The organism is Mesobacillus sp. LC4 (assembly GCF_053543455.1).
Genome location: NZ_JBGCUB010000004.1, coordinates 80506 through 100993, shown reverse-complemented (window position 1 = coordinate 100993; position 20488 = coordinate 80506). Strand labels below are relative to the sequence as shown.

22 protein-coding genes are annotated in these 20488 nt (G+C 42.9%); 10 read left to right on the top strand and 12 right to left on the bottom strand.

Annotated elements, in window-relative coordinates:
* Positions 1 to 3: 3 nt before the first annotated feature.
* The 4 genes from AB5I83_RS13835 to AB5I83_RS13820 form a co-directional block, all read right to left on the bottom strand.
* Positions 4 to 1227, bottom strand: a complete 1224-nt coding sequence (locus AB5I83_RS13835) for a metallophosphoesterase family protein (protein ID WP_448976061.1) — start codon at positions 1225 to 1227, stop codon at positions 4 to 6.
* Between the two features lie 179 nt (positions 1228 to 1406).
* Positions 1407 to 2102, bottom strand: a complete 696-nt coding sequence (locus tag AB5I83_RS13830; protein WP_448976452.1) for a Type 1 glutamine amidotransferase-like domain-containing protein — start codon at positions 2100 to 2102, stop codon at positions 1407 to 1409.
* Positions 2103 to 2260: 158 nt separating this feature from the next.
* Positions 2261 to 3514 carry an ABC transporter permease gene (locus tag AB5I83_RS13825; protein WP_448976060.1) on the bottom strand — a complete coding sequence of 418 codons (1254 nt, stop codon included), beginning with the start codon at positions 3512 to 3514 and terminating at the stop codon, positions 2261 to 2263.
* Complete coding sequence (locus tag AB5I83_RS13820; RefSeq protein ID WP_448976059.1) at positions 3507 to 4406, bottom strand: ABC transporter ATP-binding protein; 900 nt, start codon at positions 4404 to 4406, stop codon at positions 3507 to 3509. Before AB5I83_RS13820 ends, AB5I83_RS13825 begins: the two co-directional genes overlap by 8 nt.
* Positions 4407 to 4556: 150 nt before the next feature.
* On the opposite strand from AB5I83_RS13820, the gene AB5I83_RS13815 reads away from it, so the two are divergent.
* Positions 4557 to 4742 carry a YhzD family protein gene (locus tag AB5I83_RS13815; RefSeq protein ID WP_448976058.1) on the top strand — a complete coding sequence of 62 codons (186 nt, stop codon included), beginning with the start codon at positions 4557 to 4559 and terminating at the stop codon, positions 4740 to 4742.
* Between the two features lie 39 nt (positions 4743 to 4781).
* Here AB5I83_RS13815 and AB5I83_RS13810 read toward each other — a convergent pair whose 3' ends face one another.
* The 5 genes from AB5I83_RS13810 to AB5I83_RS13790 all read right to left on the bottom strand — a co-directional run bounded on the left by AB5I83_RS13810 (position 4782) and on the right by AB5I83_RS13790 (position 9268).
* A complete protein-coding gene (locus tag AB5I83_RS13810; RefSeq protein WP_448976057.1) occupies positions 4782 to 5573 on the bottom strand; it encodes an enoyl-CoA hydratase in 792 nt (263 codons plus the stop codon).
* Between the two features lie 174 nt (positions 5574 to 5747).
* Positions 5748 to 7262 (bottom strand): coproporphyrinogen III oxidase, encoded by a 1515-nt coding sequence (locus tag AB5I83_RS13805; protein ID WP_448976056.1) that lies wholly within the window; start codon positions 7260 to 7262, stop codon positions 5748 to 5750.
* Between the two features lie 484 nt (positions 7263 to 7746).
* On the bottom strand, positions 7747 to 8619 hold the full coding sequence (locus tag AB5I83_RS13800; protein WP_226644843.1) for a Cof-type HAD-IIB family hydrolase: 873 nt from the start codon (positions 8617 to 8619) through the stop codon (positions 7747 to 7749).
* A gap of 37 nt (positions 8620 to 8656) precedes the next feature.
* Positions 8657 to 8866, bottom strand: a complete 210-nt coding sequence (locus AB5I83_RS13795; protein ID WP_448976055.1) for a hypothetical protein — start codon at positions 8864 to 8866, stop codon at positions 8657 to 8659.
* A gap of 45 nt (positions 8867 to 8911) precedes the next feature.
* Positions 8912 to 9268 carry a YlbF family regulator gene (locus AB5I83_RS13790; protein WP_448976054.1) on the bottom strand — a complete coding sequence of 119 codons (357 nt, stop codon included), beginning with the start codon at positions 9266 to 9268 and terminating at the stop codon, positions 8912 to 8914.
* Positions 9269 to 9469: 201 nt separating this feature from the next.
* On the opposite strand from AB5I83_RS13790, the gene AB5I83_RS13785 reads away from it, so the two are divergent.
* The 6 genes from AB5I83_RS13785 to AB5I83_RS13760 all read left to right on the top strand — a co-directional run bounded on the left by AB5I83_RS13785 (position 9470) and on the right by AB5I83_RS13760 (position 15016).
* Positions 9470 to 10573, top strand: coding sequence for a YheC/YheD family endospore coat-associated protein (locus AB5I83_RS13785; RefSeq protein ID WP_448976053.1), 1104 nt, complete (start codon positions 9470 to 9472; stop codon positions 10571 to 10573).
* Between the two features lie 53 nt (positions 10574 to 10626).
* Positions 10627 to 11832: a YheC/YheD family endospore coat-associated protein gene (locus tag AB5I83_RS13780; protein WP_448976052.1), complete on the top strand. Its 1206-nt coding sequence runs from the start codon at positions 10627 to 10629 to the stop codon at positions 11830 to 11832.
* Positions 11829 to 13196: a YheC/YheD family endospore coat-associated protein gene (locus AB5I83_RS13775; RefSeq protein ID WP_448976051.1), complete on the top strand. Its 1368-nt coding sequence runs from the start codon at positions 11829 to 11831 to the stop codon at positions 13194 to 13196. Before AB5I83_RS13780 ends, AB5I83_RS13775 begins: the two co-directional genes overlap by 4 nt.
* Positions 13193 to 14377: a YheC/YheD family endospore coat-associated protein gene (locus AB5I83_RS13770; RefSeq protein ID WP_448976050.1), complete on the top strand. Its 1185-nt coding sequence runs from the start codon at positions 13193 to 13195 to the stop codon at positions 14375 to 14377. The genes AB5I83_RS13775 and AB5I83_RS13770 overlap by 4 nt, the downstream gene beginning before the upstream one ends.
* A gap of 186 nt (positions 14378 to 14563) precedes the next feature.
* Positions 14564 to 14770 carry a YheE family protein gene (locus AB5I83_RS13765; protein WP_226087107.1) on the top strand — a complete coding sequence of 69 codons (207 nt, stop codon included), beginning with the start codon at positions 14564 to 14566 and terminating at the stop codon, positions 14768 to 14770.
* Positions 14771 to 14830: 60 nt separating this feature from the next.
* Complete coding sequence (locus tag AB5I83_RS13760) at positions 14831 to 15016, top strand: hypothetical protein (RefSeq protein WP_448976049.1); 186 nt, start codon at positions 14831 to 14833, stop codon at positions 15014 to 15016.
* A gap of 96 nt (positions 15017 to 15112) precedes the next feature.
* Here the strand turns inward: AB5I83_RS13760 and AB5I83_RS13755 are convergent, their stop codons facing one another.
* Positions 15113 to 15373 (bottom strand): metal-sensitive transcriptional regulator, encoded by a 261-nt coding sequence (locus AB5I83_RS13755; RefSeq protein WP_041966706.1) that lies wholly within the window; start codon positions 15371 to 15373, stop codon positions 15113 to 15115.
* A 166-nt stretch (positions 15374 to 15539) separates the two neighbouring features.
* On the opposite strand from AB5I83_RS13755, the gene AB5I83_RS13750 reads away from it, so the two are divergent.
* Both AB5I83_RS13750 and AB5I83_RS13745 read left to right on the top strand, forming a co-directional pair.
* A complete protein-coding gene (locus tag AB5I83_RS13750; RefSeq protein WP_448976048.1) occupies positions 15540 to 16439 on the top strand; it encodes a PucR family transcriptional regulator in 900 nt (299 codons plus the stop codon).
* A gap of 135 nt (positions 16440 to 16574) precedes the next feature.
* Complete coding sequence (locus AB5I83_RS13745; RefSeq protein WP_448976047.1) at positions 16575 to 17675, top strand: ABC transporter ATP-binding protein; 1101 nt, start codon at positions 16575 to 16577, stop codon at positions 17673 to 17675.
* Positions 17676 to 17741: 66 nt separating this feature from the next.
* Here AB5I83_RS13745 and AB5I83_RS13740 read toward each other — a convergent pair whose 3' ends face one another.
* Entirely contained in the window at positions 17742 to 17993 is a 252-nt protein-coding gene (locus AB5I83_RS13740; RefSeq protein WP_226087105.1) for a hypothetical protein, read from the bottom strand.
* A 346-nt stretch (positions 17994 to 18339) separates the two neighbouring features.
* Between AB5I83_RS13740 and AB5I83_RS13735 the strand changes: the two genes are divergently transcribed.
* Entirely contained in the window at positions 18340 to 18543 is a 204-nt protein-coding gene (locus AB5I83_RS13735; RefSeq protein WP_023615428.1) for an alpha/beta-type small acid-soluble spore protein, read from the top strand.
* 104 nt (positions 18544 to 18647) lie between these two features.
* On the opposite strand, the gene fumC is transcribed toward AB5I83_RS13735, so the two are convergent.
* The gene (gene fumC / locus AB5I83_RS13730) at positions 18648 to 20027 is read right to left on the bottom strand and encodes a class II fumarate hydratase (protein WP_448976046.1); all 1380 of its coding nucleotides are present in this window, start codon (positions 20025 to 20027) and stop codon (positions 18648 to 18650) included.
* Between the last annotated feature and the right edge of the window lie 461 nt (positions 20028 to 20488).

Here is a 20488-nt window from a genome sequence, read left to right as displayed (position 1 = left end):
TCTTTAGTTTTTCAGCAGCTGCTGGAGCAGGATCTTCTCGGCATCCTCAACCAGTTCTTGCTTTTCACGTTCTGACATCAGCTCTATATGCCTCCTTGCCTGGCTGTGCTGGAATAGCGGAGACAACGGGTCTCGTAAATCATCATATTCCTCAATTGTAGTGAACAGCTCCTGATAAAAATCACTTTGCTTAATCAGTTCAGCACGATCGACAGCAATATCTTCGGTAAACTTCAGCCTGTGCACCCAGACAAAGGAATCCTCTTCCTTTTCTGCTTCCTGCAGGAGTTCCAGAAGTTCACCATTGGCTATTTTTTCAGTCATATCAGACAGACTGGAATTCAGGCCTTCAATCCGGATATCCAGCAGGACGCCTTTTCCTTCTCGCCTTTTTCCATCGATTGCATTCAGGCATTTCTCATACAATGCATTGAAACTTACCAAGTCTTGTCCATCAATGACGATTTCATCCCAAATCACATCGGCAGTGCCAAAAAAGGAAACTTCTGTACCCGCTTCTGTCAAATGAACGATAGAGGCTCCTTTTTCCCCCAGCTCCTTCCTGTTCCGTCCTTGAGGGTTCCCAGGATAGACAACATAAGGCTGATGAGATAAATGCGCTCTTTTATGGATATGACCAAGTGCCCAGTAATCATAGTCTTTTTCGATAAGGTCAGATAATCTGAAGGGTGCATATTTACCATGATCACTCACACCCTCAAAATGGCCATGAAGCAATCCAATGTGAAAGTCCGCACCATCGACCTTCTGATATTTATCGATCCATCGCTCCATCACATGCCGCTCTGGATAGCTAAACCCGTATAGATGGACAAGAGTACCATCAGCCTTCCTGAAGTCGACCTTTTCCACCTGATCTGAGAAAAAGTGAACATTGTCTGGAAATTTTAATGTTACAGACTTTGCGCCTAGATGATCATGATTTCCGTGGATTGCATATACCTTAATCCCTTTGTCAGCCAGTTTTTCCATTTCATTACGGAGAACAGCCTGGGCTCGAATGCTCCGGTCCTCTCCATCGAATAGATCGCCCGCCATGACGACAAAATCCACTTCAAGCTCAATTGCAGTATTCGTAATATTTTTCAAAGCCGTAAATGTGCTCTCCTGAAGCCGATGAAAGATGGCTTTGGGCAGATGCCGCAGGCCGACCATCGGGCTATCAAGATGAAGGTCGGCAGTATGTAAAAATTTAACCCGTTTCATTGGATGATTCCTTTCCATTCCTGTTTTCTTTTATTTTATCACTCCAAAAATACGAATGCACGTTCTACCGCAAAAAAAGTAAGCGGCTTGGTCAGCATCTGACAATCCCTTGAGCTGGACACTTTCCCAAACACTTTTAACGAAAAAAACTGCAGTCCTCATTTGACTGCAGTTCCTCTTTATCCAAGATAGATGGTCTCCATGGTTTCTTCTTGCACCTTTCCGCCTGATTCCCAAACATGATAGGCTTTTGCTTCCGGGCGTGAGCTTACCGCTCTGATTAGCTGCTCATCGATATAATGCAATGCCGCTCCGTCATCTGCGGCATATCCAGGAGCAATCCTGCCACAGCCTACGAATTCCTGATATGCAGGCCGACGATCCTCTTCTCCATCATAATGCGGGCAATTACTCCCTTTTAAGAATCCGAGGGTCTTTAACGGTTGTAGTCCACTGCCAAAAGAATCTGTTACACCTTCCTCGAACCAGCAGATTGAGCCCGCGCTTACTCCAGCCATAACTTTTCCATCCTGCCAGGCTTTCCGCATGACCGCATCAAGACCCCACTCCTTCCACAACGCCAGGAGGTTCTTTGTATTTCCTCCGCCTACATAAATGATATCCTTATCCATCACATAGTCTTCCAAATCCCTTGTTGGAGGACGGAACAATGAAAGATGGGAAGGGGTGCATTCATGGTTTTCGAAAGCGTTATAGAATCTCGAAATATAATTTTCCGCATCGCCGCTGGCTGTCGGCACAAAGCAAACTTTGGGCGTGCGGGTTTCCGCCTGCCCCAGAATATATAAATCCAACAGCGGATTTTCCGGCTCCATCGAAAAACCTCCGCCGCCCATAGCAATAATCTGTCTCACCACGAACACTCTCCTTCTATGCAACTATTCAAATTGCGACTGAAATCTGGGTTTGCATGATCATTCAGGATTCCATTTTCTCTCTAATACATATTCCACAAATTGAATCCAAATCCCTGTATAAAAAAGCCGCAATCACAGGATCGCGGCTTTTCGCTTTATTCGTTTTTCGTTAGCTGCAGTGCTTTTTTGATGTCCTTAAAGGAATTGGATTTTCCGTACATTAGCACTCCGCCTCGGTATACCCTAGCACCGAATACTGCCAGGAAGGCAATAGTTGCCACAAGGATACCGATTGATAAAGCGATTTCCCAGAATGGAATGTTCAGCATCCCGACACGCAGGAACATTAGCATTGGTGAGAAAAACGGGATGAAGGATGTATATTTCACAAATGGAGCTTCCGGCTGACCTAGTCCGAACATCGCCATCATGAAGCCTGCAACAACCAGAAGTGTCATCGGTGTGATCATTTGCTGGACATCTTCAATCCGGCTGACAAGTGAGCCAAGGAACGCTGCCATCGTTGCATACAGGAAGTATCCTAATATGAAGAAGATAACCGCATAAATGATCGTGCTGGCTGCAACATTCCCAAAACCGAAGAACTCAAAGAATCCGCCCTCCATGCTTTCAAGATTCTGCTTGATCGAGAAGTACCCAACCAGCAAGAGGACTGCAAGTTGAGTCAAGCTTAATAGCCCGATGCCCAGAATTTTCGCGAACATTTGCTTGATCGGAGATACGCTTGAGATCATGATTTCCATTACTCTTGATGATTTCTCGGTCGCGACTTCCATTGCGATCATATTGGCATACATGATGACTGCAAAATAGATGATGAAAAGAAGGACATAGACTAATCCTCGTGCCTGATTCAGTTCCTCTTCTGTCTTGGCATCTTCTTCAAGTGCCGATTTTTCGAATTCAACTGGTGCGTACAACTTTTCCAATTGATCCGGAGCGATATTAATTTGTGTAGAAGCCATTGCCGTCTTAATCTGCTGTAATCCAGCCTGCAGGTCTCCAGGAATAGCAGAATCAGCAATGCTCATCGCCTGGTAGGCAGCTGCCGGGAGCTCTTCATTGTTCAAGCTCAGTTGAAGAAGTCCTTTATATTCCCCTTCCTCGACAGCTTTCCTTGCGCTCTCTTCATTTCCATCAAACTCATCCAGGACCAACTCTTCGTTAACTAACTTCATCTGCTGCTTCAGTGGCTCAAACAACTGGCCAGACTCATCAATGACAATGATTTTATCCGCTTCGTCACCTTTGTTGAAAAAATCGATGATGTTCGTCATATTCGTGAGCGCTAGCATAATCCCTGCGGTCAGGATGGTGGTAACCAGGAAGGATTTTGTTTTCAGCTTACTCATGTATGTATGGATCAGGATAATGAAGAAATTATTCATATGAATCACCCACCTTTTCTATGAAAATATCATTGAGGCTTGGTTCTTCAAGAACGAACTTACGGATAAAGCCTTTACCAACAATCTCGTTCAAAATGGATTCAGCAACCTGCTCACCAGTGATTTGCAGATGTATTCCCTCTGCTGTGGATTTCGCTCTCGTCACTCCTGGATATTCCTTTAAGAAACTGGTATCAAAATCAGCATGGATGACCAAATTCTTTTTACCAAAGGATCTTTTGATTTCCTTAAGGGCACCATGAACGACAGGTTTTCCTTTGTGCATGATGCAAATATGTTCACACATTTCTTCCACATGCTCCATACGATGACTTGCAAATACAATCGTCGTACCCGCATTTTTCAGTTCAAGCACCGCTTCCTTCAATTGTTCAACGTTGACGGGATCCAATCCGCTGAAGGGCTCATCAAGGATCAATAGTCTTGGCTTATGGATGACCGCGGCGATGAACTGAATTTTTTGCTGATTCCCCTTCGAAAGCTCTTCAACCTTTTTATCAGCATATTCTGGAACCTTAAAACGATTAAGCCAGTACTCAAGCTCCTTGAGGGCCGCTTGTTTTTGCATCCCTCTCAGCCTGGCAAGATAGACAATTTGTTCCCGGACTTTTAATTTTGGATAAAGTCCTCTTTCCTCCGGAAGGTAACCAATGATACTGCTCGTGTCATAATTAATCGGTTTCCCATCCCAGGTAATCTTTCCTTCCGAGACATCCAGCAACCCGAGAATCATCCGGAAAGTAGTCGTCTTCCCAGCACCATTAGCACCAAGGAAACCAAACATCTCTTTTTCTGGTATATTGAGTGATAGCTGGTTCACTGCTGTAAAGTTGCCAAATCTCTTTGTAACCTGTTCAAGCTGTAACACCATAATCATCTTCCTCCTTTTCCATTAAATTACTACGAACTGAATAAGCAAATAGTTTCATATTTTTGTTTTGCATATTTAAAAAAGTTATGCAAAAATAATAGTAATCATCTGAATTTTGCAAGAACTATTTTTTAAAAAGGGGAAGTTGTGATGGATACTTACAAACTGACAGCCTTTGAACCTAATGGGAAAAAACTGATTGACGAGTCTTTTCAGGCTGGCAATGATGAAGAAGCAAAGGAAATTGGCACAAGAATGCTTGAGGAAAAAAACCTCAGTGACAAGACGCACCGCTGCACATCACCGAGAGGCAAGCTGGTCCTTTTCCGTCCATAAGAAAAGCAAAGAGGCTCCCATCCTCTTTGCTTTTTTTGTTTATTTCCCTTTGAACTGCGGCTTCCTCTTTTCAAGGAAAGCGGCGATGCCCTCCTGGTGGTCTTCTGTCTGACGCATTTTAAACTGCCCGTATTTTTCCAGTTCAAGGATTTTCAACAGGGCAGGTCTGTTTTTCTCTGCAAGAATTTTCTTTGTTTTTATCATAGCCTGGACTGGCTTATTCAACCATTCTTGTATTTTCGCCTCCACCGCTTCTGTAAAATCTCCATCTGGCACCTCGTCAATAAGGCCCAGAGTCAACGCATCATTCGCAGAAAGGGTTTTTCCATCCCAAATCAGCTGCTTCGCCTTCGTTTCTCCAAGGCGCTCCTCCATGAAGAAGTGGCCTCCTCCATCCGGGATCAAACCTATGCCAATAAAATTCATGGCAATCTTGCTCGATGGCTCAGCGATTATGTAATCTGTCGCAAGCGCTAGACTGAAGCCCAACCCGGCCGCAGCACCGGTAACTGCGCTGATTGTTACTTTTGGCATACTGTATAGCGTAACGATCATATCATGGATATCATCCATCACATGATAGAAATCGCTTTCATTTGTATTGGAAAGCATGGTTTTGATGTCCCCGCCTGCAGAGAAGGCACGCCCAGCTCCTTTTATCAGCACGATCTCAATCTCATCAGACTTGCAGATTTCCTTCAGGTTCATCGTGATTCCCTTGATCATTTCCACATCAAGTGCATTCAGTGCTTCAGGCCTGTTCAACTCAAGTACCGCCACACGTCCATTAATGTCTAGTTTTACAGTGTCCGTTGAAAATTCAATCGCCACATTCATCCCCTCCATTTATCCTTATATTTTTATTATATAGGGAGAAGTTATATTTAAAAACCTTTTTCTCACTATTTTGATTTTTTAAAGAATAAGCGAAATGGACGCTTGATAAAATATAAGTTGGGGAGCGCTTTTCATACATACTTCTCCCAATCAAAAAAACTCCCGAATTTATCTTCGGGAGCTAGTCTTATTAAATAATGAGTCGAGAATCTCGATTTTCTTTTTCGCATATTCTTCAAAACTGTCGTTATATGATTTTGGATCCTTTGGATTCGAGAATTGGGTGATGACACCTGTTTGGGGGTCAATGAATTTGCTTGATGCCCCGCATCCAAGGCCGATGATGGTTTGCTGCTCTTCCATGATGATGATATTGTACAGGCTCTCCTGTTCCGGGAAAGCATAACCGACATTCTCCAGATTTCCAAGAATGTTTTTCTGCCTGTACAGATAGTATGGCACGTAGTCATGTTCCTTTGTCCATGATTCAGCCATATTCATCATTCTTTCTATTTCATCGCGTCCAGCAACTTTATACTTCTGTTTATTCCTTGTCATTTCTGACGCTCTTTTAAAAGAAAGAGTATGGACCGTCAAGGATTCCGGCATTAGCTTTTCCGTTTCAGAAAGGGTATGGGCAAATTCCTCTGTCCCTTCTCCTGGAAGGCCGATGATCAAATCCATGTTGATGTTGTTCATTCCCATTTCTCGGGCAAGATGGAATTTTTCAATCGTTTCTTCCACTGTATGGTGACGTCCGATGGCCTTCAATGTTTCCTGAATGTAAGACTGAGGGTTGATGCTGATCCGATCGATATTCCACTTTTTCAGCACCTCCAGTTTTTCAGGAGTGATCGTATCCGGCCGGCCGGCTTCGACAGTTACTTCCCTGATATTCTCCACATCCGGGAATGATTGCTGAACCTCTTCATAGAGCATATCCATTTCTTCAGCGGTAATCGAGGTCGGTGTGCCGCCACCATAGTAAACGGTCGTAATCTTGATATCATTCTTCTTCAGCCAGTCCCCGATTTGGCGGATTTCATAATGAAGCCCGCCAAGGAAAGAATCCACAGAACCCTGGCGACCGTTAATCGCATAAGCCGGGAAGGTGCAGTAAGCACACTTCGTCGGGCAAAATGGGATGCCAATATAAACGCTGACACCATTTTTCAGATCGTACAAGTCAGGCAGTACCGCAAGCTGACGGTCAACTATTTGCTGCATGAGCTGAATTTTTTCATCAGATATCAAATACTGTTCCTTCAGCTCTTTATGAGCAATCTGCTGGTCCATCCCTTCACGGAGCTTTTTATGCAAAAGCTTGGTAGGGCGCACGCCGGTTAGAATGCCCCATTTCTGGATCATTCCTGTCCAGTCTTGGAGCACTTTTAAATACGCTCTTGAAATGACGGTTTTAAGCAATTTGAATGCTTCCTTATCGCTCAAACCTGTTGAAATTTCTTTACTAGCCTCGGCTGTAAAAGTCTCCCCTTCTGCTACGAGGACTGCTTTTACAATAAACTGCCCTTCGACATTCTGGACATCGAATTCAATTGTTGCATCTGCTTTCTGTTCCGTCTCGCTTAATACTACTTCGGATTCTTCAAAAAACAAATTAGCAATCAATCCTAAAGGACGCTGAAATCTTTCATCTTGTATACCTTTTATATTAATTCTCATGAGATTCACCTTTTTCAATTAAACATGCTTCAATAAGTGTAATAGAAGAATGATTCAAAGGTCAAGACAGTGCAAAAGGTACCAGTTTTCGGCGGTGGTCCGGCTGAGTATCATAGACTGGCAATTTATTTTCCTTAAAAATCCTATAAATTCCTTAGTTCAGTACTTTTATTCCTCTGGCTCTGTTAAACTTGGCTGTTGATTTTCGTTCCAGGCGCTTCGCTTTCCGCGGGCAGTCGGGGAGCCTCCTCAGCGCTTTAAGCGCTTCCGGGGTCTCCCCATGACTTGCTCATCCCGCAGGAGTCTTCGCGCCTTCCACTACAATCAACAGGATGTAAAAACAACATTTAGCTTTAACAGATCCATTCCTTAAAAAACGGATATATTCCTTAACTCAGCACTTATATTCCGAAAAAATCACATAAATTCCTTAGTAAACAGCAAAAGCATGCCTGAATCTTCACCACAGGCATGCTTGGTATTTTTACATTTTTATAATATTCATCTTCCGGAGAAATTCGATTGGCTGTTGTTTGCGAAAGTGTTCCTTAACCATATAGCTGACACCGTGCTGGTTGTTCGAGCGGGTCACCCAGTCGGCAGCCTTTTTCACTTCGACTGATGCATTCCCCATTGCGACGCCAAGTCCGGCTGCCTCAATCATATCGATATCATCATTTCCATCGCCGATCGCGACCATTTCCTTTAATGGGATGCCAAGGTGTTCCCCAAGCTGGATCAATCCGTTCAATTTTGATACACCCTCAGGCATGATATCGAGCCTGTAGTCATTCAGCCTTGACAGGGAAACTTCTGAGAACATTCCATTTATTGCTTGCTGAGCATCCTTCAAGTCCTCTTCGTACTCGAAATAGACTTCAATTTTAGGAGGCGCGACTGGATCATTGACCAATGCTTCACTGATAGAATCGGTGAATTGCTGTGAGTAAAAGATCGGGTCCCCTGAAGTGAAAACTGTTTTCGCCAGCAGATTGTGGTTTAATTTATACTTGTTTGCCAGTGAAAACTTTTCATGAACAAGCCGGATTTGGCACGGGAAGCTCTCAAGGAACCTGACGAGCTGGAAGGTGACATCCTCAGAAATCCGTTTTTCAAAAACAGGATCACTGCGAAGGTCATTAGAAATATAAGAACCTAGATGAGTCACAAGCAATGAATTTATTTTCAGCGCTTTAGCCACTTTTTTGGCCGATGGAAAGCTTCTTGAAGTTACTAGAGTCACGTACACTCCTTTTTGCTGAACGTACTCAATCGCATCCCTTGTGGATTTATGAAGCCTCCCATTTGATTGGAGAATCGTTCCATCCACATTAAGCGCAAGAAGACGGTAAATCATATTTATGCCCCCATTTCTTCGGTGTTTTTGTCCTTATTTAACTTGTATGATAGAAAGCAAGAGAATAGAACATGGTCAGGATATTGATATTAGCTTCCTTGCGGGAACCCGAGCGCAGAGGGAACGAATGCAACATATCGATTTTCCCCTTCCGCTTAAAAAGAGTCATAGATGACGGACAGTTTTTCTTCTTTTCCGCTGATTTTTGTCCGTCATGACCTGGCAGTTGTTCCTTAATCCTATACAACAAAAAAACTCCCGCACATCGGCGGGAGTCCTGACAATTTTATTATTACTGCTGGTTCGGGTTACCGTAAAGCTCTTCAAGAGGCTTCATGATGATTTGATTAAGCTCAGCAATGACCATGCTCATTCTTTGTTCTGCTTCCATCAGCTTAGAAATTAGTTCATGCTGCTGTACAAGCGCTACTGTCTTTTGCGCCTGCTCTACTTCTTCCTGGGTAATTTCCTGCCCAGTCATTTGCTTTTCCTGAAGCTGCATCTGGATATTGCGGAAGTTTTCAAACATTCTTTTTGCTGATTCATCGCTATTCACAGCATCATAAAGCTTTTTTAGTTCCGTGTATTCCGAACTGTTCCTGATTGCTTTTTCCAATTCGTAGGCTGAATCATAAGTATTGACTGCCATTTAAATCACTCCTTCTACGTTAAACGCTCCACTCCACTATAACAAACTATGTTGCTGATTGCCAAAAGTTCGGGTCTGGCGACATCAGTTCTTACCATGAAAATCACCAATAACCACTACTATTCATAGGATGCAATATGTGTGTTTGCCTATTTACAATAGGGTGCTGCCTTGAAGCCTAAAAGAAAATGAGGAGAAGCTATGACGCCAGCAAAATCGAGAAGCTTACCCAACAATCCTATCATCGCTTTGCTGACTGAAATAAATGAAAATCATGCACCTGACTTTGGTAAAGTCCACTCCTTTTGCGAAGAGCTTCACCAGGGAGTTTCTGAATTAGGGGGAAGCTTTTATGTTTTTTCACTCAAAGGCTTTTCTGATCAAGGAGTAGAGGGCTTTTCTTATGATGATAAAGAGGATGGATGGAAAAAAGGTTTCTTCCCTCTTCCAGCTGTCATATATAATCGCGTATCGTCACGAAGAACCGAAATCAGCAAAGGATTTAAGGGATTTTTAAATAAATTGGATGCTCTCGGAATAAAGATATTTAATCACCGCTTCCTTTCGAAGTGGGAAATTCATGAATCTATAATGAAAGAAGACCACTTGCATCCTTTCATACCAGAAACACATCTTTATTCTGAGAGTCTGCTCGAAAGCATGCTTGAAAAGCATGATGAGTTATACATTAAACCAGTACACGGCAGCCAGGGCCGAAATATTATCCAGGTAGGTAAAACAGATGGGATATTCCATGCATCCCTTTCTTCACTGCCTGCCAGTGACCTTCGAGAATTTAACCATGTATCAGAACTAGCCCGTTCCATTTCTCCAATCGTCGAAAAACGGCTATGTATCATTCAGCAGGGAATACAGCTATCGGAACTAAATGGCAGAAGGATGGACTTCAGGGTCCTTTGCCATAAAAATGCCCAGCACTTCTGGAAGGTTACCTCCATCGTCGCCAGGGTTTCCGCTGAACAATTATTCGTATCAAATATAGCCCGCGGCGGCGAAATCATGAAGCCTGGCTACACGCTGGCGTTGATATTCGGAAGAGAGCAAGCGAAACATCAACTGGCGCTGATGAAAGAGCTGGCCCTTGAGACGGCAGAAGTCATCAGCAAATATGCTGAGGGACTAACAGGCGAGTTGGGGATTGATATTGGAATCGATATTAAAGGAAACTTGTGGCTGATCGAAGCAAATTCCAAGCCCTCCAAAAACTTTGAAGAACGGGGAGCCAAAATCAGGCCCTCCACCAAATCCATCATTGAGCATTGCTACGGACTTTGCCAGCCATAAATGAAATGCGCCAGTGCCTTGTTCAGCCCCGACAAGCGCTGGAGGGCCTGACAGTGAAGTCGCTCTTTGACTTCATTGGTAGGACTGAAGCGACTCGAGGGGCTAGGCGCTGGAGCTGGACCACTCTAAGTGAAAAGTACTACCTTATCCCTGGACAAAAGGAGAAATACAAGATGATTTCATTTGGAATGATGTCACTTTCCTTGAAAAGTGAATTAACCTATTTTACCGAAATGGCCAGGCGGGCGAATGCAGACAGATTCACCTGTTTTAGGTTTTCGCCAGCTAGTATCCATCCAATCACCGAAATGGTTACAGGTGAGAGGTTCGACCAAAAAAAAGATTGCTGGGTAAAAGCCGAATTCCAGCTCCCAAACATCATTTATGACCGCTGTTTTTATACAAATGACCTTGCTTCGAAACAGGCCATGGCGATTGTGAAATGGCTGAAGAAAAAAACGGATATTACCTTCCTCGGATACGGTTTGCCAAATAAATGGGATATATACCAGGTTCTATCGCAATCTCCTCTCTCTCCCTATATTCCCAAAACGATTCTTGCCAGCAGCGGTAAAGCTGTTATTGCCCAACTGGATGTGATGGATACGGCTATATTGAAACCGGTTTTCGGTTCTGGCGGGGCAGGAATTTACAAGCTTAAAAAAACAGGCAGAGAGTTCGAAATCTCAGCCGACATTGGTGACGGACTGATTACGAGAACCTTCCATTCCACCAGTGAGACAGAGGATTGGCTTGATAACTTATTCAGAAAAAAAGAGTATATGATGCAGCCATACCTCAGTCTGTCAGATCCGCAGAATTGTCCTTTTGACATAAGGGTACTGCTGCAAAAAGATCATGAGGGAAAATGGATTGCGCGCGGCAAGGGCATCCGCCGTGGAATGAAGGATGGAATCCTGTCTAACTTACGTGCCGGCGGAGAAATATTGCCATTTGATGAATACGTGAATTCCCTCGATATCCGAACGAGAAAATTCATTTCACTTGAATTAGAGGAAATTCTTTCGCAACTTCCAGGCATCATTGAAGCATCATTCCCCCGCCTATTCGAGCTGGGAGTAGATATTGGTGTTTCAAAGGATCATGCCCTCTGGGTGCTAGATACAAATTCAAAACCCGGCAGAAAGGTCATCACTTCCACTAATCCCGATTTGAAAGAAGTGCTATATAAAGCACCAATCGAATATGCCACCCTGCTTTCGAAAATTCTGCCAGAAAGAGAGGAACAGCACTTATGAGAAAGAAATACCCAATAGAAATCATCTCCCACTCTAAACAAGTCGTCTTTGTTCCTGCTGATCTCATACTGCCAAATACAATCAATAAAATTGCATTTGGCAACAAGGTGGTGGATGTTACTTGCGCTCCTCATCCTAAAGGAAAAAACGTGGTTGTCCTGAGCAATGATGTACAAAAGGAGCTCTCTATGCCTGATTTATCTATCTCCTTGCATCTATTTATTGACCAGAATACATTGTTTATCGGGCCTCTGATCGGCATCCTGACGTCAGGCTTTACCCCTTTCCCATTAAGACCGATTGGCGAGAGGTCAATGTTCTTTGCCAAGCTGCTTTCAGTCAATAAGACGGTCGGCGCCTTACCCTTCGTGTTTGGCGAGGAACATATCGACTGGGAACAGGGGCTGATTGAAGGTTATTTCTTTGTCGATGGAGGATGGATGAAAATAAAGGTCCCCTTCCCAAATGTCGTCTATGACCGGCTGCCAAACAGGCGAACCGAAAGAAAGTCTGAGCTTCGCAGCCTGAAATCAAGGATGCAGGCCGATTACTTGATTCCATGGTATAATCCTGGCTTTTTCAGCAAACTGGATGTATTCGAGAGGCTGCAGCAAGATGATCGGGCAGCAGAATACTTGCCTGAAACCCATCAGTTCTCTTCTTTTTCAGTGATAGAAAGAATGCTTTCCAATTACGGAAATGTCTATGTAAAACCTGCTAATGGAAGTCTTGGACTTGGCATCCACCAAATTCTGTTCGATAAGTATAATGGCTATTATTATTGCCGTTACCGTGACCAGGAGGGCATTAATAAATTAACGAAGTTTGAAAGCCTTGAAAAGTTGATGAAGAAGATTTTTCACAAAAGAAACCTTTCGCAGATGATTGTCCAACAGGGAATCAGCCTGCTGCGATCTGAAAAAAGGCTCATTGATTTCAGGGTCCACACAAATAAGGACGAATACGGAGTTTGGCAGGTAGCCGCCATTGCCGCAAAAATTGCCGGCCAGGGCAGTGTCACTACCCATGTGAATAACGGCGGAGTCGTAAAATCACTTGATGAGCTATTTGAAGACCAAACCGAACGACAGCTCTATGAGGAAAAACTATCTGAAGCCGCTCTGATTTTAAGCTCCATTTTAGAAAAAAATATGGAAGGTATCATCGGCGAACTTGGTTTTGACTTTGGAATTGACAAATCAGGAAAAGTATGGCTCTTTGAGGCTAATTCAAAGCCGGGAAGGTCGATCTTTAAGCATCCCAAGCTAAAGAATTTTGATTTATTGACCCGGAAACTGTCTTTGTCATTCGGCATTTTTTTAGCGGAAAAGGCTATTACAGCACCTGAGGATATTTTCAAATGATTCTCCGCTATAATGCTGAATCGAAGGCATGGACTCATGAAGCCAAAGCTGGTGAAACATTCCGCTTTGGCTTTAATAAAGTCAACATCCCAGCTGCTTCATCAGAGACACTTCCTGAAAACAGCCAGCAGTTTCTGTTAAAAAACAAGCAAAGAAATATTGGTCCGCTGATTGGGATCATGACTTCAATGAGCAAGAATATGAACCTGTCTGGCAATGGATCATTATTCCAGGCGATTCAAGCCGAGATGCAGAAACGGAATGGACTGATTGTCGTCTTCCCCCCGGAAACCATCATCAAGGATGGCCTGACAGGTGTCATATTTTCACCCACTGCCCAAAAATGGATACCAGCAAAAACACCTCTTCCCCATCTTGTATATAATCGGGTACCCTTTCGAAAGGCTGAGCAGCAGCCAGCTTTCAAGGATGCCGTAAACTATCTGTCTGCACTTGGAATTCCATTTTTCAACCCTGGCTTCATCAATAAAAACAAACTGTACTCCCTATTTTCCAGACATCCACAATTAAGGAAGCTAATGCCGGAAAGTATTGAAGTGAAATCAATGATCAAGCTGGCCGCTTTCCTTGATAAACATGAGCGCATCTATTTGAAGCCTGCTTCGTCTTCCAAGGGCATCGGGATTTTTCGCCTGCGCCAAAAAGAAGGAATGATTGAGTTTGAAAGTCACTCCCACCGCCATCTGTATCCTGGCATAAAGGAGTTTTGGAAAGTCAAATCCAGGCAGTTATTAAAGTACGAGTATATCGCCCAGAAAGAAGTATTGGCTTCAGCCATCGACGGGAAACGATTTGACTTCCGGGTCCACGCCCATGATGGACCGGGTGGGTATGAAGTAACAGGAATAGGCATACGCCAATCTCAGAAGCAGGACCTGACCACCCACCTGCCGAATGGAGGAATCTTGCTTCCTTATATAAAGGTAAAGAATGACAGGCATGACCAATTCTTCGACTGGGCGGTAAAGGAAATCGGACAGCTGCTTACTGAAGAGTTAGGTTACTTTGGAGAATTCTCCCTTGATGCCGGAATCACTGAGAAAGGCAACTATGTCATTTATGAAGTCAACTCAAAGCCGATGAGCTTTGACGAACCATTGATTGAGGAAAAGAGGATATCTGCTCTAGTGGATCTATTCTTCAGAAAAACAGGGTTCTGATTCAGTGCTCTTTAGGCATATTCCTGCCAATCAAATCTTAAAGGCCGCACCTTTTGGGGTGGCTTCTTTTTATTCATGGCCTCCAACTACATCTATTTCTTACGAATAATGGCATCGCATCTTTCCATTAAATTGCTTGAATACGATATAATAATGAAAAAGTCTTTTTCACAGGGGGATATCAACTTGATTACTCATTTCCAATTCAAGTCATTATTTGAAAATAAAGATATGCCTGGCTGGCATTTTTCTTTTTATTACAATAAGCAGAAGTATACGGGTATCTATCATCAAAATGGAGATATTCAGTGGACATCTGAACAGCCATCCGACGAGCTACATTTAAAAGAACAAATCCACGAGTTGATGCTCTTTCATGTATATGACAAGTGATGTGTATGATTTTTCTGGTTTTCCGGAACTCTAAACGTAAAAACGATGGAGGAGGATACCATGAAGAAAATTCGAAGCAAGAAATTTGCTGAGGACCTGCAAAATGAAGGACGGGACGAGGTTTATCTCGATGTTGACCGGATGATCAACGAGGGCATGGCCGGCGGTACGGTACATCGATTGGACAGCTCACCAAATATTGAAGAAAGTCGTGACTTTTATCCGGAAGACCCACCAAACGAATGAACAGAAGGCTCTTCTCGAGGAGACTTCTAATTAAAGGTTTGTAAGAAAAAGGGTTACCAAAAAAAAGACACCACATCCTAAAAGGATGCTGGTGTCTTATCTGCTTTTTACAATCATATTCACTGCTTCTTTAATCGCTTCGTCGGCATCTTTGCCTTCCTGAGCTGCTTCAGTAATGCAAGATTCAAGGTTCTTGGCAACGATGAAACCAATTGCACGGTCTACCGCTGAACGGACAGCTGATAATTGAGTGACAACGTCCTTGCAATGATTTTCTTCTTCCATCATACGGATGACCCCGCGTACTTGGCCCTCCAATCGCTTCAGGCGATTTTTCATTTCTGTTGTGTATTCCATTTCCTACACCTCTCTCTTACGGTACCCCGTATTGTATCTATTATACCAACGTTTTTTCCTTTTTTCTACCAATGATAGCTCTTCGCATGAATTAACATTTAAAAGCTACACCTGTTATAATAAAGAATATGTCAGCTTTTATCAAATTAAATCTGAGGATACTTATATGATTAATAAAATATTATCTTATTTCCCTGATTCTGTCACGTATGAAAATCACCCTGCAAATCCATCACCTGATTATTATTGGTTTAAAAACAGTGATAACATTCCTCTATGGATTGGTATCCCCAAAAATAAAATTTCTGATAGCCAGCTTGATTTACTGAAAAACCTGTTTCATCTTGTCGAAGATGAAGGTCATATCCAGCTAAAAGGCGGTGCGCTTTTCTGGAAGCAATTCCTTTTCGAAGATGGTGAAATACCTGCTGCAGAAATCGATGAAGTCCGTTTCATACAATTCCAGCTGCAGGCAAACGCTATGGAAAATTCGGAAATCCATGAAGCTTTAAATGGTTTTTTCCCTGAACACACCATTATTTGGGTCAAGGATTCTTACGGAATCATTATAGAAGAAAAAAAGGAAGTATCAGAAAATGCGGAAGAACTCTTTTCTATCGCCTCCACTTTGGAGAGCGATTTTTATGTAAAAATCTCCTTCTATATTGGCAAATTCCAGAAAGTTTCTTCCCAACTCCCTCACTTTTTCGAACAAGAAAAACAGGTCTTCGCGGAATTAACCCAACATACGACGCGGGACGTTGTCTATACGTTTGAAAAAGCTTTTCCAATGCTGTTGGCATCGAATTTGCCTGATCACCTTAAGGAAATTATGAAGGCTTCCATACTCCAGGCATTTAGTGAGGATAAAGAGTTGATGACAACCATCAAAGTATTTCTTGAAAACAATTCAAACGCTTCACTTTCGGCCAAAAAACTCTATGTCCACCGAAATACTCTTCAATACCGATTGGACAAGTTCATGGAAAAGACCGGCATTAACTTAAAGGATCTTGATGCAGCAGTTGTTGTTTACCTGGCAAGTCTACATGAAGAGATCCGCTAATACACCTGCCTTAAAAAACCAATAAACAAATTGCATAAAAGGGCTTACATTTTTTTGTGCATCCTGCCGATGATTAATTCGAAGCATATCAGCTAAACTGTTTTTGTAGACAAACAATCAGGGAGGCTTAAAAAAATGGCCGAGTTAAAATTAGATCACATTTATAAAATTTATGATAACAAAGTAACTGCAGTTGAAGATTTCAATCTTCACATCCAGGACAAAGAATTCATCGTATTCGTTGGTCCATCCGGCTGCGGTAAATCTACGACTCTACGTATGATCGCTGGTCTTGAGGAAATCTCAAAAGGTGATTTCTATATTGATGGAAAGCGCGTGAACGACGTTCCTCCTAAGGACCGCGACATCGCAATGGTTTTCCAGAACTATGCACTCTATCCGCACATGACAGTTTACGATAACATGGCATTCGGATTGAAGCTTCGCAAGTTCGCCAAAGACGAAATCGACCGCCGCGTTAAAGAAGCAGCGAAAATCCTTGGTCTTGAGCCTTACTTGGATCGTAAGCCAAAAGCACTTTCAGGCGGTCAGCGCCAGCGTGTTGCTTTGGGACGTGCAATCGTCCGTGACGCAAAAGTATTCTTGATGGACGAACCTTTATCAAACCTTGATGCAAAGCTTCGTGTACAGATGCGTGCAGAAATCGCAAAGCTTCACCGCCGCCTGGATACGACAACTATTTATGTTACACACGATCAGACTGAAGCAATGACAATGGCAACACGCCTTGTCGTCATGAAAGACGGAATCATCCAGCAGGTTGGAGCTCCAAAAGAAGTTTACGAAAACCCTGAAAACGTCTTCGTTGGCGGTTTTATCGGATCTCCTTCTATGAACTTCTTCTCTGGAAAGCTTGAAGAAGGCAAATTTACAATCAACAACTCTTCAATCGCTATTCCTGAAGGTAAAATGAAAGTCCTTCGTGCACAAGGCTATGTAGGCAAGGAAATCATCCTTGGTGTAAGACCTGAAGACCTTCATGATGAGCCTGTATTCATTGATGCTTCTCAAGGTGCAACAATTAAAGCAACTGTTGAAGTTTCCGAATTAACTGGTGCTGAAACGATGATCTACTCTCAATTCGAGGGCCAAGACTTTGTTGCACGTGTGGATTCCCGCTCTGATGTAACTCCAGGCCAAGTAATTGAACTGGCATTCGATATGAATAAAGTTCACTTCTTTGATGCTGAAACTGAAAAGAGAATCCGTCCTTAATAACGGACGATCAAAAAAGCAACCGCCAATGCGGTTGCTTTTTTCAGTTTCATGCAATGTGGAGCCTTATTCCTTAATTAAATATACCTGGCTTGAACCGCAATTTGTACATTTGAACAAATGCGGGCATTTCCCTTCTGCAAAATCATGCGGATATCCATCTTCGAGTTTCATTTGGTCGATTGGCATATAAGGACTATAATCATCATAAAAATCCGCTTCCCGTCCATTGTTCTCCATGCTGCCGCTACAGTTTGGACACTCTGGAATGATGGTCTTGAAGCCATTGCAAATCGGGCACATCCCCATTTTCTTCATCCTTCCTGCTTTCCTGTTATTGTTAGTTTGCGTTGAATAGAGATGGTTATGTAGAAGTATCTTTCTGGAATTAATTACCTTAATCCATTAGCGCATAAACTTTTCAAAACAAAACATACTAGTTATTAATAAAACAGCAACAGAAAACAACGCAGCAACAACAACGGAATAAAGTCATTGGGTTAAGCCTTAGAAGGCAGCTAATACGCGCGCCGGTGCAAATCCGGCTAGCCCAGCCAAATTCGGATCGCGGGTTAAACCAGGCGGCATGGCAAAAAGCCATGATTGGTTCAATTCCAATACTAACCCAAATACAACAATGAAAAACACAAAGGAGGAAATATTAATGGCTAGTAGCAACAACTCTAATCAATTATTAGTTCCTGGTGTTCAACAAGCTCTTGATCAAATGAAGTACGAAATCGCAACTGAATTTGGTGTACAACTTGGTGGCGAAACTACTTCTCGTGCTAACGGTTCAGTTGGTGGAGAAATCACTAAGCGTCTTGTACAAATGGCAGAGCAACAACTTGGCGGTTCTGCACGCTAATTAACAATAATTAAATAGACTGGCTTAGGCCCCCTTACACCAGGGGGCCTTTTAATTTGTCTTTAGTTTCAAGCACAGATTAATTATGGTTAATCTTCAATTCGTTAAATCATCTTTTCTGGCTTGACCCATTCGTCATACTGCTCCGATGTTAAATACCCCGTTTTAATCGCCGCTTCTTTCAAGGTTGTGTTTTGTTTGAAAGCGAGCTTGGCAATTTCTGCTGCTTTTTCATATCCAATGTGTGGATTCAAAGAAGTTACAAGCATTAATGATCGCTCTACATGGCCTGAGATCACGTCAAGGTTCGCTTCAATACCTTCTGCACAGTTGTCGTTGAAAGATCTCATTCCGTCTGCCAAAAGCCTTGCGCTCTGCAGGAAGTTATAAATGATGACCGGTTTATAAACATTCAATTCAAAATTCCCCTGGCTTGCTGCAAATCCGATAGTCGCGTCATTTCCAAAAACCTGGGTTGCCACCATTGTCAATGCTTCACTTTGGGTTGGATTGACCTTTCCGGGCATGATCGAACTTCCTGGTTCATTTGCCGGAATGGAGAGTTCCCCTATTCCACTTCTTGGACCGCTTGCGAGCCAGCGAACATCATTGGCTATTTTCATCAAGTCAGCCGCAAGTCCTTTGAACGCTCCATGAAGGAACACGATTTCGTCATGAGAAGTCAGCGCATGGAACTTATTTGGAGCGGAATGGAATGTCTCGCCTGTTTGTGCGGCAAGCTGCTTCGCTACCTGGTCCCCAAAATCTTTCGCTGCATTAATCCCTGTACCTACTGCAGTTCCGCCGATTGCCAGGTCCCTTACGTATTTCAGCCCATCCATAATCATCTGTTCATTTTTCTCAAGCATCGCTTTCCAGCCGCTAATCTCCTGTCCTAACGTCAATGGAGTCGCATCCTGGAGATGTGTCCTGCCAATTTTAATGATGTCATTGAATTCTTGCTCTTTTTTCTTCAATGTCTCTTTAAAAAGCTCCAGTGCAGGCAGTACCTCCCCTGTTACTTTTTTTACAGCGGCGATATGCATCGCGGTCGGGAATGTATCGTTCGAGCTCTGTGACATGTTCACATCATCGTTTGGATGGACTTTTTCATCTGAACCTTGATCTGCCAGCAGTTCACTCGCCCTTCTTGCGACCACTTCGTTAACGTTCATATTGGATTGAGTACCGCTTCCCGTCTGCCATACGACTAACGGAAAATGTGTATCGAATTCCCCTGAAAGGATTTCATCGCAAGCTTTCTCGATTGCTTTCGCTTTTGATTCTGACAGCTTTCCGGAGGCAGCATTCACATTGGCTGCAGCTTTCTTGACTTCCGCAAAAGCATAAATCACATCAATCGGCATTTTTTCAGTACCAATTTTGAAATTTTGCTTGCTCCGCTGTGTTTGCGCACCCCAGTATTTATCTGCTGGCACCTTGATTTCACCTATCGTATCTCTTTCAACCCGATATTCTGACAACACGATCCCTCCTCAATCTAATTATTAACTTATCAAAACATTTAAAACATTTTCGCCTATAGGATACCTGTTTTAAAAAAGAAATGACAGAAAATTGTACTTAGGCGAACGAAAAAAGCGGAAGCAGCCATGATTGCCGCTTCCGCTTTTCATTATGTCTATTTCCGCTCCAGATTATGCCTTATAAATTGCATAGCCTATATAATAGCCCAGGATCATGATGCTTGCGATGCTTAATGTTACCGCGAACTCCGCCATCTTGACAACCTCCTGATTTATATGTGTTTATTATTAAATTACCACAGGAAGCCTAAAGACAACGGGGGGGTTTCGTAACATTCTGTGACAAAAACAAAAAACGAAGTGATGTTTCTCATAGTCCCTTTGCAATTTAGGTTTTATTACGAAGAGACTTTGACTAGCTACAAAATTTATCGTTCATTTACAGCAATAATCAGGAG